The sequence below is a fragment of the Woronichinia naegeliana WA131 genome (genome assembly GCA_025370055.1).
GTDB lineage: Bacteria > Cyanobacteriota > Cyanobacteriia > Cyanobacteriales > Microcystaceae > Woronichinia > Woronichinia naegeliana.
In genome coordinates this window covers 2613718-2625820 of sequence record CP073041.1, presented here as the reverse complement: position 1 = coordinate 2625820, position 12103 = coordinate 2613718, and the positions used below count along the sequence as shown (strand labels likewise).

Annotated in this window: 7 protein-coding genes and 7 pseudogenes; 4 read left to right on the top strand and 10 right to left on the bottom strand. The window is 40.0% G+C overall.

The features are described from left to right. Positions 1-2: 2 nt before the first annotated feature. Both KA717_13515 and KA717_13510 read left to right on the top strand, forming a co-directional pair. Positions 3-2735, top strand: coding sequence for an AAA-like domain-containing protein (locus KA717_13515; GenBank protein ID UXE63534.1), 2733 nt, complete (start codon positions 3-5; stop codon positions 2733-2735). 230 nt (positions 2736-2965) lie between these two features. After that, a complete protein-coding gene (locus tag KA717_13510; protein UXE63533.1) occupies positions 2966-3250 on the top strand; it encodes a Uma2 family endonuclease in 285 nt (94 codons plus the stop codon). A gap of 363 nt (positions 3251-3613) precedes the next feature. Here KA717_13510 and KA717_13505 read toward each other — a convergent pair whose 3' ends face one another. The 7 genes and pseudogenes from KA717_13505 to KA717_13475 form a co-directional block, all read right to left on the bottom strand. Then, on the bottom strand, positions 3614-4192 hold the full coding sequence (locus KA717_13505; GenBank protein UXE63532.1) for a hypothetical protein: 579 nt from the start codon (positions 4190-4192) through the stop codon (positions 3614-3616). 115 nt (positions 4193-4307) lie between these two features. Further along, positions 4308-4505 (bottom strand): annotated as a pseudogene (locus KA717_13500) (tRNA (adenosine(37)-N6)-threonylcarbamoyltransferase complex transferase subunit TsaD). A 36-nt stretch (positions 4506-4541) separates the two neighbouring features. Beyond that, a pseudogene (locus KA717_13495) lies at positions 4542-4613 on the bottom strand (hypothetical protein). Next, on the bottom strand, positions 4594-4803 hold the full coding sequence (locus tag KA717_13490; GenBank protein UXE63531.1) for a hypothetical protein: 210 nt from the start codon (positions 4801-4803) through the stop codon (positions 4594-4596). Before KA717_13490 ends, KA717_13495 begins: the two are co-directional and overlap by 20 nt. A gap of 96 nt (positions 4804-4899) precedes the next feature. Continuing rightward, positions 4900-5724 carry an Rpn family recombination-promoting nuclease/putative transposase gene (locus KA717_13485; GenBank protein ID UXE63530.1) on the bottom strand — a complete coding sequence of 275 codons (825 nt, stop codon included), beginning with the start codon at positions 5722-5724 and terminating at the stop codon, positions 4900-4902. A 140-nt stretch (positions 5725-5864) separates the two neighbouring features. Then, positions 5865-7146: pseudogene (locus tag KA717_13480) on the bottom strand (ISKra4 family transposase). Between the two features lie 59 nt (positions 7147-7205). Then, positions 7206-7607 (bottom strand): annotated as a pseudogene (locus KA717_13475) (transposase). Between the two features lie 73 nt (positions 7608-7680). Between KA717_13475 and KA717_13470 the strand changes: the two are divergent. After that, positions 7681-8749: pseudogene (locus KA717_13470) on the top strand (IS4 family transposase). Here the strand turns inward: KA717_13470 and KA717_13465 are convergent. Together KA717_13465 and KA717_13460 are read right to left on the bottom strand one after the other, a co-directional pair. Continuing rightward, positions 8685-9902: a hypothetical protein gene (locus tag KA717_13465; protein ID UXE63529.1), complete on the bottom strand. Its 1218-nt coding sequence runs from the start codon at positions 9900-9902 to the stop codon at positions 8685-8687. The pseudogene KA717_13470 and the gene KA717_13465 sit on opposite strands and share 65 nt — an antisense overlap. Continuing rightward, positions 9881-10120 (bottom strand): annotated as a pseudogene (locus KA717_13460) (DUF4351 domain-containing protein). Before KA717_13460 ends, KA717_13465 begins: the two are co-directional and overlap by 22 nt. A gap of 147 nt (positions 10121-10267) precedes the next feature. Between KA717_13460 and KA717_13455 the strand changes: the two are divergent. Beyond that, on the top strand, positions 10268-11347 hold the full coding sequence (locus KA717_13455; protein ID UXE63528.1) for an IS1 family transposase: 1080 nt from the start codon (positions 10268-10270) through the stop codon (positions 11345-11347). A gap of 48 nt (positions 11348-11395) precedes the next feature. Here the strand turns inward: KA717_13455 and KA717_13450 are convergent. Further along, positions 11396-11989 (bottom strand): annotated as a pseudogene (locus KA717_13450) (Rpn family recombination-promoting nuclease/putative transposase). Positions 11990-12103: the final 114 nt, after the last annotated feature.

The window sequence follows — 12103 nt, the reverse complement described above, 5'->3', positions numbered from 1 at the left end:
TTATGAGCAACGAGTCAAGTTTAGGTTATCAGTATGAGGTCGGGGGAACTTTGCCTCCCGATGCACCTACTTATGTGAAAAGAGAAGCCGATGATCAGCTTTATGAGACTTTAACAGCGGGTAAGTTTTGCTATGTTGTTAACTCTCGGCAGATGGGCAAGTCTAGCCTTTGGGTACGGACAAAAAAGCGATTAGAAGCAGAAAATTTCGTCTGTGTTGCCATCGATTTAACTGGTATTGGTAAGGGAACAAGAGAAGAGTGGTATGCTTCTATTGCAGATTGTTTGCTCGAAAAATTTTCGCCTCAGAGTAAATCCAGTTGGTCGAGTGAAAAGAGTGTTCTTTCTCTTGTAAAGCAATTAGATGCATTGGTGGAAGAGGTGATTTTAACTGCGATTCCACCAGAAACAAAGGTCGTTATTTTTATTGATGAAATAGATTATGTTCGCAATTTAGGCAGTAAGGAAGATCGTTTTACAGATGAATTTTTTGTCTGGATTCGGGCCTGTTATAACAAACGTAGTTATAATCCTGATTATAATCGCCTAACGTTTTGTTTGTTGGGGGTGGCGACTCCTTCTGATTTGATTGAGGATAAAACGGTTACGCCTTTTAATATTGGTCAAGCGATCGCGCTTAAGGGTTTTACGGCTTCGGAAGTTGGGCCTTTAATGATTGGTTTAGCAGGAAAAGTTGATGATCCATCGGCAGTGATGACTCAAGTTCTTTATTGGACAGGGGGACAACCTTTTTTAACTCAGCGATTATGTTATTTGATCGTTAATAATTCTCAACGGATTACGACTGGCAAGGAGACGGAGTTAGTTGGTCAGGTTGTCCAATCTTTTATTATTGATAATTGGGAGGCACAGGATAATCAGGAGCATTTGAAAACGATTAGCGTTCGCCTCTTAAATAATGAGCAAATGGCTGTTGATTTGCTGGATTTATATCGTCAGATTTTACAACAATCAGAAGTCAAAGCAAGAGAAAATTTGGAACAAAGGGAGTTACAGTTATCGGGATTAGTCATCAAAGAAGGCGGTAAATTGCGAGTTTATAATCCCATTTATGCGGCAGTTTTTAATGAATTATGGATTGATGACCAGTTAGCAGAATTGCGTCCCTATGCTTTATTAATGAAAGCTTGGTTCGCTTCAAATTGTCAGGATGCCTCTAAGCTTCTTATTGGAACTAGCTTGAAAAAAGCCCTTGAATGGGCAAAAGATAAACACTTAAGTGCTAAAGATCATAAATATTTAAATGCAAGTCAGCAATCCTTAAATAACAGAAGACTTAAAACTGTTTTCTTTACGGCGGTGGGTCTTTTGAGCGGAATTATTGGATCATGGTTATGGTATGAGTATCGGTATGCTTTTTGTCCTATTGGAGAAAGAGTATGGGAAACTAATGACTGTGTTAGAAGTATTATAAGTAGTGGTGAAAAGCCTAGATTATTTCTAGGCCGTACTAATGTTGATCTTGAGGAGGGAACTAAAAATTTTCAGAAGGGGGAATACAAGGAGGCAAAAAAAAGATTTGAACAAGCAAAATATGTTGATCCAAGTGATCCAGTACCCTATATTTACTCTAATAATGCTGAAGCTCGATTGCAGAGTGAACAAAAAGAACAACCACCTTGGAAACTGGCTGTTGTCGTTGGCATTGATTCTTTTGAGGATACAGCTAGAGAAATATTGAGAGGGGTCGCTGATAGTCAAGAGCAATTTAATCGAACAGGCGGAAAAGATGGAAGGTTACTGGAAATCCTTATTATTAATGATGGTAATCAGCCTAAGTTTTCCCGAAAAATTGCGGAGAGACTAGTCAATCGTCAGGATATTTTAGGCATTATTGGACATGCTCCTAGTGAAAGTAGTAAAGAAGCACTTCCTGTCTATGAAAAAAGAAATTTGGCAATGCTTTCTCCGACAAGCTCTAGTAGTGAATTAAAAGGAGAAGTATTTTTTCGAGCAATTCAATCTACAACAGAATCAGCTGAAGTTTATGCTGATTATTTCAAAAATAATTTATCTTTAAACACCGATAAATTAAGAATTTTTTATAGTGAAGATAGACTTTATAGTGACAGTTTAGCAAAAAACTTTGTGGAAAATTTTACAGAAAAAAACAGTATACACTCATCCCAATCGGTTAAAGACCTTTGCCGATTAGCAAAGATAACTTGTGATGATTTTTCAGATTCTTTTATCAACATTAAAGATGTGCTAAATAAGGCAAAAAAAGATGAAATTATTTTCTTAATTCCTAGCCTAGATTTAACTTCTTTGGCCCTAGCTTTTTCTCGAATTAATCATAAAGAGTATAAAGATAAAAATATAAAAATTTTAGTTGCAATGTCATTGCCTGAAACATCTATTGCCAATTCTTCTTTTGATGGTCTGCTCTTTGCAATACCTTGTGTCGATAAACAATCTCCGTATGTAACAAAGGCAAAGAAAAAATGGCAACAGGATATTCCTTCTTGGCGTGCTACTGGTAGTTATGATGCCACCCAGGCATTTGTTCAAGCGATTCATTCAAGTTCACCTCAAAAAAGAGAAGATATGGTTCAAGCACTAAAATCCGTTACACTTTCAAAAGAAGAGTCTTCTGGTTTTGGGTTAAAGTGGTCACAAGATCAATCTAACGAAAAGAGACCATATTGTATGTACGAAGTTTATCAAGGTACACCTAGAGAAGTGAAAGAAAATAAGTGCGATCGCCATCCTTAATTCTGGCCTTATAAAATGCGATCATTTTAGATTAATGCGATCGCTGTTCCAAATTCTGGTTATACAAAAAAGCGATCATTTTGGATTAGTGCGATCGCGGCTCTAATTCTGTTTTTATAAAAAGTGCGATCGCGGTTCCAAATTCTGGTTTTATAAAATGCGATCGCTTTCCCACATTCCTTAAAAAATAATGATAAAATTAACTTATAGAATATCTGAGGAAGACAAACATGGTTATTGCTCAAGAAAAACCGACTATTGCGACAGTTACTAAAACCTTTGTCACCTTGGAAGAATATCGGGCGATCGCGGAAACAGCCGAGGAACGTTATGAATATTGCAATGGAGAAATGATTGTTATGTCTGGAGGAACCGTAACCCATAGCGCGATCACGATCAACATATTGGTTTATTTGGGATTTTTGTTGAGAGATACGGATTTTCGCTATTCAACGCGATTAATGAATAATCCAATAACAATAATGTCTCAAATCCCCGCTTTTTTAAATGAATGAGTAGAAGCTTTTACGCCCCTAAGTCAAGAAGATTACCATTTATTAAATCGAGTGAAAGCTAATTTTCTAGAATTGATAGAAGATCGGTCGATGTTAGAAAATACAGTGAAGATAATCGTGCTTGCACCATTGTTAAACCTCGCTGGTTTCTATCACAAACCATTTCGGATTGAGATCTAAGCTCAAAAATACAGCCCTTTGCGTATTCAAGACGTACAAGTATGGGTGATGGCTGAATGGTATTCAGCCCCTACAGTGACCCAGTTATTAGCGCAAAGTGCTGTATGTATATAAGCCTGGCGATTGCATTTTTTATGGTCAGTGATTGGGCGATCGCTCATTAACTTTCAAAAATAGACTAATTTATTCTTTATTAAGGGGCTTGGTTAATTTTCGTTTTGTCCAAACTCCTGCTGCAAAAAGAAGTGTGCTAGCAATAAGAGGAATCGCATCTGTCTCCCAGGGAACTGCTATTGCTGTTGCATAAGAAGCAGTAGAATCTGAGTAAGGTGCGTAATAAACAAGCTGCCCAATTGGATATCCTGAATTGACTGAATTTATAGAAACAGAAGAGGTTAATGCCAATACGAAGGATAAGCTCTCGGATGAAAATGTTTCAGAAGCTCTTGCAAATAATGGGCCAACGCCCAAGTTATTATTATCAGCTAATCCGCCGTTAGTTGGTGTTAAGTTATAAACAGCTAGGGCAAATTGCTCGGTTAAAGTTTGATTTCCATACCAAGGCATCAGTCCCCCATTGGCGGGTGTGGCAAATTTACTGGCATTGTCATTGTAATTCCCGTTAAAGGTTGTTACGTCATACTGAGTGGAATTAACCGTAACTAGTATCGCTTGGGCAGGTTGGGAGAGCAGGGTTAGACACATAATTGTTGCCCCCCCGATTGTCGAATAGTTTATAAAATTGGCTAATAAGTTTGTCATTGTACTTTTTAAAGATATTGATATGGAATAAAATACCGATGAATTAAACGTCTAGAAATCAAGATAATGCTTTTGATCTGCATCCTAATCAATTTATTGCCAAGGATCTTAAATTTTAACCCTGATACAACCATATCACTTCTGTGATCGATAAACGCGATCGCACTCCCAGACTCAAACTAGAAAAATGACCGCGATCGCAATGCTCTGCCGCCGCACACGCAATCATGGCCGCATTATCGGTACAAAATTTAAGAGGGGGAAAACAAACCTGAAGATTATGTTCTGTTGCTGCCTGTTGTAAATGATCGCGTTGAACTTCCTGAATCAGCTTAATGATTTTTAAAGCCTGCTTACGGTCATACTCAACCCACCAAGCCAAGTCTTCAAAAGCCAACCGATCAAATTCCAAGTTTTTCACAGACTTCCTCCAACTTCATCCCCCCCTGACGACTTTTCGCTGCCAAGAGTCTTTCCTTCATTACGTCACTACTTAACAAATAAGCCGTTTCTCGTTCAGACTCGATCTCGCGCCACAGGTCAATAGGGACAACAGCAGCGATCGTTTCGCTATTTTCATCAGATAAATATTGAATATTGACTTGACTCATTTTTCCTTAACTCTGTTGTTTTATTAACTTATTATAACAAGGCGATCGCGGCTCCCATTCTAGTTTTATAAAAAGTGATCGCCCCACGATCCAAGTCTAAGATTGCGATCGTATCCATTCATGTAAATCGTCGGGTTTCGTAAAATCCAACAACGCCTCACCCAAAGCCTCCAGTTGAGGAAGGGATAAAGCTTGAATCTGCGATCGCCTTTCTGGGGATACTTCACCAATCCGTCGTACTAAGAGGCGGAGAATCAGCGATTGACCCTGTTTGAGTGCCCCCGTCTGCTCGCCTTCCTGGAGAATATCTTGATAAATTACAGACTGTTGCATAATGTCTCTCCGTAAAATCTGATTGATGAAGTCCCTCTTCAATAATAGCCCTGCCAGAATCCCCGTGGACGCAGCCACATTACTCTGCACCCTTAATTCTGGAATCGCCTCAATTCTTGCTGCCACCTGACGCAACGTTTTAGCAGCATCAGAGGTTTGTGTCAGTACAGCCAAAGGCAATAACCCCCTCGCTTCCAAAAACGATTGAGTGGGCTGCTCCCATAGCCGAATGACCTCAAACTCATGACGAGTACCAGGAATCTCAAACAGGTTTTGATAAACTAATTCCGAGTTTGAACGGGTCAAATAAATGACCACTTGACGCATTTGTTTTGTTGGAAAACGCCGAAAAACTCTCAGACGGTAATCTGCCATTCTGAAGCCCATTGTGGGGTCTGGTTCGGTCTGAAACTCAAGATGAAGGACAAAATTATCAGAATTCAGCAAAATCAAAGCATCCGCTCGAATCGGCTCAAGGGACAGTTCAGATGGGCTGAGTCGGGTCATGGTGACGGGTGTACCCAGCAACCAGGAAGCAAAATCTTCAGAAAAGCTCTCAGCGAGGAATTTACAAGTGTTATCGAACATAAAAAAACTGTATCATTAGTAACCCAGCTTTGCTACCAAATGGGGCTTAACAGAAATCATCCGTGTCAACTTAAAGGAATGGGTTCCCAAATTTGTTGATTGAGAGGGGTGCGACCTTTAGTTGATAAAAGCTGTTGTAATCAGGGTTCTACAGGGAACCCATATTGATCAAGTTTTGCCCAAAATTGACTCCATCGTTCCTTGGTCAATACCAAAGCTCGTAGGCTCAAAATAATTCCTGCTCCTTTTTCCTTCCATCGCATCCCTGAACAACATAATCGTTGTTTGACCAACGTCTTACAAGCTGCTTCCGTAACACCTGAACCAATCGGATACTTTTTCTCTAAGTATTCAGCATAATCCATTTGATGCTGATGATTCTCGTAATAAGTAATCGCCGCTTGTAGTTTCTCGGTAAGATTCTTAGAATGACTTTTTTCTTCTTTGACTTCTTTCATCAGATTTAGCAGTTCTCCTGCTTTTCCTTTTTCATGCTTGAGTTCTCGACAATTTTCAGTCAACCATTCTTTTTGTTTTGACACGGTATTCGGATGCAACGCTTCTGCCAAGGCACCTAAGTAACCAGAGGCATGATAGAAATCTAATATCTGTTCTTCCGTTTGCTTTTCTAAAAACTTCCAATTTGATTCTGCCCCGTCTGCTATCCCGACCAATGTTGCCTCTGGATAACGGTTTTTCGCTCGCTCAATTTCTCTTTCTAATCTTTCTAGAAAACTCTTTTTTCCATACTCTGGTGCCGCACCTAGATAGATTGTAGGTTGACGTTCGCCTTCACTATCGTATAGGGAAACGGTTCCCACCATTGCTTCACGGTAGCCATCCTCACACATCAGCATACAGGTTCCATCTAATCCTATTCCCACTGTTGCAATTTGGCTATCCTCCTTGGGCGGGGCATAACTCCACGCTTCTTCTTTTGCCTGTACCACACTTCCTACTGCTTCACTCAATCTTTGGATATAGGATAGCGCTACTTTTCTACCATGATTTTCTAATAAATCATTTTTCACCTCTTTGCCTGCCATCCCTGACATTTTTGAGGATACCTGTTTTGCCAATAATGGCGTTGATGTTATGATTATCCTTGCTTCTCTTTCTAAGGGGCAATACGTTTTTCCTCAAAGGTGAACGCTGATATACATGACGATTCACTATAACCTCACCATAAGGTGTTTGATATTCTTTCGGTTGCTCTCCCTTACTCTTCCAGATTTCTTCACCGATTTTTAAGGGTGAACCATCTGTATCTAAATATTTCAAGGCTTCTTTGCTGGCGATGCAACCTACTTCGTTTAAGCCTTTTTGAATATTTATTTCTGTATCCAACATTGAACGACTGAGTTCTAATGTTAGTTCTATTTTTATCTTTGAACCCTCTACATTAATTAGTTTTGCTGTCATCATTGTTTCCTCTTTGTCACTTTTCATCCCATGTTAACACTTTTCTTTTCCTTCATCAACTAAAGGTCACACCCATTGAGAGCGGCCTTTTCTCGATGTCGCTTTCTCTCAGCTTTGACCAAACCAAATAACTTAGCACGTTCAGCCAGATAGGTTACTGTATCAGGCTTTTCTCCTCTAGCAATAGCCTTCGCTACATAGTATAGACTCCGAAACACCATCTCTACTGAGATTTTTTCTTTCGGTTGATTTAGAGCAATCGCCACTTCCCCTACCAATTGATTTAAGACCGTATAGAAAATCAAAGTGCAAATAATCTGGATTTGGACACCATTCTTATTCCCTACCCATAAATAGGCTAGTCCTAAAAGTCTTTTCGTTAATAAAAAGGCTTCTTCGATTGTCCATCGTCTTCGATATAAATCACAGACCTCTTCGGCGGACAGTTGTTCGGGAGCTAAGTACAGGACAAAAGGCTTGAAAAGTATACGAGAAAGGGGTTTCATGGAAGATGAACGTAATGTAAGAAAACCCATGAACCAATATAACGCATTGAAACAAGCCCTAAAACCCCATTTGGGATGGCATGGTGCCAGACTCTCCTTCCTAGCCTTGTTCTTACTCGCCCTCCTCAAAGTGAAAACGGTTAACCTTAAAGAATTGGCTCTGGGTTTTGAAGGTCGGGCATTGGTGGATTCTCATTACAAACGCTTACAACGCTTTTTCTCAGGATTTGAGCTGGATTACCATCACATTGCCCGTATTGTAGTCAGTTGGCTGGATATCCCTCAACCTTGGGTATTAAGTATTGACCGCACAACCTGGGAGTTTGGCAGTCATGGTTATAATATCCTCACTGTCGGCATTGTCCATGAAGGAGTAGCCATTCCCATCTTGTGGTGGATGCTTAGCAAGAAAAAGGGCAATTCTAACAGTGATGAACGAATGCGTTTTATCGAGGAGATGCTCAAGATTTTTCCCACCGCCCTGATTCGTTGTTTATGTGGCGACCGTGAGTTTATTGGTCAGGCTTGGCTTCGCTATCTTCTGCTCGAACCGCTACTGGCTTTCTGTCTGAGAATTCGGGCTACGGACAAGATTGAGCACAATGGCAAGCTTTTGGCCGCCAAAGTCATTTTTGCCCATCTTGCAAAAGAGTGAATCTCAACGTCTTCAAGGGAGTTGTCGGGTTTGGGGATATCCTGTTTCTGTAGAGGCTCTTCGCTTGCCTGATAATTCTCTACTCATCGTCATTGGACATCCCGATTCCCAAGGTCTTATTCACGATTATGCCCTGCGTTGGGGCATTGAAACCCTTTTTGGCATCTTTAAGACTCGTGGCTTTTGCTTGGAATCTACTCACTTTACTGACCCCAAGCGTCTTCGTAAGCTTTTGGCTTTACTGACTTTAGCTTTGGCTTGGTCTCTCAAAACTGGTCTAGCAATTCATCATCTTCATCCCATTCCCCTCAAGAAACATGGTCGCCTAGCGCAGAGTCTTTTTCGTCTTGGTTTTGACCATCTTCGTCATCTTGTTCTTAATCCTTCTCTACCCAATTTTTCTCTTTTTCTCGACTCCCTACATTTTTTGTCCTGTACTTAGGTTCGGGAGACAACACATTTGTTAAATACTGATACCAGATTGTTCCCCATAATACTGAGACTAATCTCACCGGATGCTTGCAAGGATTAGAACGGTAATTTCCCATAATGATAATCTCATCTCTGTAATGACTACCTTGAGACAATACTTGTTTGGTTTTGTAAGATGTACCCGCTCTAAATCTGGTTAGAAAAAACTTTTTAGCTTCTGTTAACAAATCAAACCACACAAAGCTAAAAAATCCCATATCTACGAGAATTAAACCATTTTCTGGTAATTTAGCTGCCAATTCTTCACACCATATTTTATCATTTGATTTATCATTTTCTGTGTACCATAAAGTAACGGGTCTTTGGGTAAAGGCTTCCACTACCATCATTATTTTACCCCCCAATTTACTCTTTTCTTCTTTACTTATTTTCATATTTTTCCTTATCTGCTCTAGCGTTGAGCCATCTGCTATCCACACTGCACTAAACTTTTCTCTTATTTTTTCCCATTTTTCTCCTACTTGGAGCTTCTTCCCTTTTTCGGCTGCTTTTTCTAACACTTCTTTTAGTAATATTGCAAATATTTCGGCTGGCACATTCATCATTCTTTTTGATACTGCCTGTTTGCTTACTTTTAATGATGCTACCCATAGCAATCCCTCTTCCTCTAACAGTCTTACCGCTTCACTTATACCCGCTATTTGACGATACACTATACTTAACACTAATGCCACCATTACTGGTAAATTTAATACCCTATCTCTCATCATTTTCTCATGAGTTCCCTGTAAATATTTTAATGGTGTAAACATTGTGGGTTCTAGTAATTCAAACAACTCTTTTGTTATTTCAGGGATTTCTACCCCTGGCTGATTTGTCTTACGACGTAAGTCTGGGTTTCCTTTTCTCCGAGGATGTTGTCTTGCCATTTGTTTTTTGCTCACTTTTTTATATACTAACCTTTTTTTCAGCCTACTCTTACTTCCGCCTGCTTTTAGGCTAATCTTTTGTGAGTAGGCATTTTGGCTTAAGTTGACACCAATGAACAGAAATGCGATCGCCGTTCTAATTTTGTTTTTCTCAAAAGCGATCGCCGTTCCTATTTTGGTTTGATAAAACGCTATCAGCCCACGATCTAAGCCTAAGAGTGCGATCGTATCCATTCATGCAAATCTTCGGGTTTCGTAAAATCCAACAATGCCTCACCCAAAGCCTCCAGTTGAGGGAGAGATAAGGCTTGAATCTGCGATCGCATTTCTGGGGACACTTCACCAATCCGTCGTGTAAGTTGGCGCAGGACAAGCGATTGGCCCTGTTTGAGTGCTCCCGTCTGCTCGCCTTCTTGGAGAATATCCTGATAAATTACAGACTGTTGCATAATGGGTACTGGTATCGTGTGATCAAAGCTAGAAAAAGTTATGGTGTAAGAGTTTGAGAAAATAGAAAATAACTTACGACTGGACATATTCCCGTTTTTGTTATACTATTATTATTGTCATTATATTAAAGAAAGGGAAAACAGAAAGCAATGTCAACATTAAATAAAAGCTCAATTGACCTCCTAAGTGATATTGGCTTGTGCCAAGAGAAAGAGGAAGCCTTATTTCAGAAAAACTGCCCTCATTGCTATAGTGAAAACGTAAAAATACATTCTCATTATCAAACGAAAGGTAACGGGGAACGTAAAATGTTCATTTGTCAAGAATGTAGTTCTTGTTTTGCTGAGACTTATGGTAGCGTAATCGCTGGCTTAGAAACCCCATTAAGTGAAATTGTAAAAGTATTAAAAGCCATAATGGAAGGAATAGGATTAAATGCAGCAGCCCGAGTATTCGGCTACGCGAAAACAACAATATTGAATTGGGAAAAGAAATTATCAGGATTACAAGAGACATTATTTTTATACGCCTTAGTGAATGAATTTGTTAAATTAGTAATAGAAGGGGATGAACTATACACAAAAGTTGGAAAAAATAAAGAAGCAAGTGCCTCTGAGGGGTGGACAATCGTCCTCATGGACAGGGCTAGCCGCTTTATTTGGCATTTAAAATGTGGTCGAAAAGAGCAGAAATTATTTCTAGAAGCAATGATGACGGTAACGGAATTATTTGAAAGGAGTGCAGAATCTCTCCAGTTATTTACAGATGGAGAAAAGCGATATAGTCAACTGCTATTTAATATTTGTCACGAAGTATTAAGGACTGGAAAGCGAGGTCGTCCCACCAAAGTATTACCGAAGGGTCTTGTGGTAAGACTAAAAAATAAGAGTAGTAAACGTCGAGATTCTGAGGGTAAACTAAAGAAAGTAGAAACTCCGAAACCAGAACATCCAGAGACAACAGAAAAACCAGAAGAAAAGGACATCCATGCCAACCACGTTGAGGCATTTAATAGTGCTATCCGACGCTATTTAGCCGCCTTTCGTCGTCGTACAAATACTTATGCTAAATCTGTTGTGGGATTACAGCGAGTCCTAGATATTTTCTGGATGGTTCATAACTTTGTTCGCAGCCATTTTACGACTAGAGAAGTTCCTGCTGTAGCTCTCGGTATAATTGAAAAAGGGTTTACTTGGGAGGACTTACTCCAAATTCGCCTGATTTCTTGAACCTCTCGTATTGCAACGTTTGTAGCTTCTAGCTAGACGATACCAGTGCCGCATAATGTCTCTCCGTAAAATCTGATTGATGAAGTCCCTCTTCAATAATAGCCCTGCCAGAATCCCCGTGGACGCAGCCACATTACTCTGCACCCTTAATTCTGGAATCGCCTCAATTCTTGCGGCCACCTGACGCAACGTTTGAGCAGCATCCGAAGTTTGTGTCAGTACCGCCAAAGGCAATAATCCCCTCGCTTCCAGAAACGATTGAGTGGGTTGCTCCCATAACCGAATGACCTCAAATTCATGACGAGTGCCAGGAATCTCAAACACATTTTGATAAACTAATTCCGAGTTTGAACGGGTCAAATAAATGACCACTTGACGCATTTGTTTTGTCGGAAAACGCCGAAAAACTCTCAGACGGTAATCTGCCATTCTGAAGCCCATTGTGGGGTCTGGTTCGGTCTGAAACTCAATATGAAGGACAAAATTATCAGAATTCAGCAAAATCAAAGCATCCGCTCGAATCGGCTCAAGGGACAGTTCAGACGGGCTGAGTCGGGTCATGGTGACAGGTGTACCCAGTAACCAGGACGCAAAATCTTCAGAAAAGCTCTCAGCGAGGAATTTACAAGTGTTATCGAACATTAAAAAACTGTATCATTAATGACCGAGCTTTGCTACCAAATGGGGCCTAACAGAAATCATTGGTGTCAACTTAAGCCAAAATGCCTACTCACAAAAGATTAGCCTAAAAGCAGG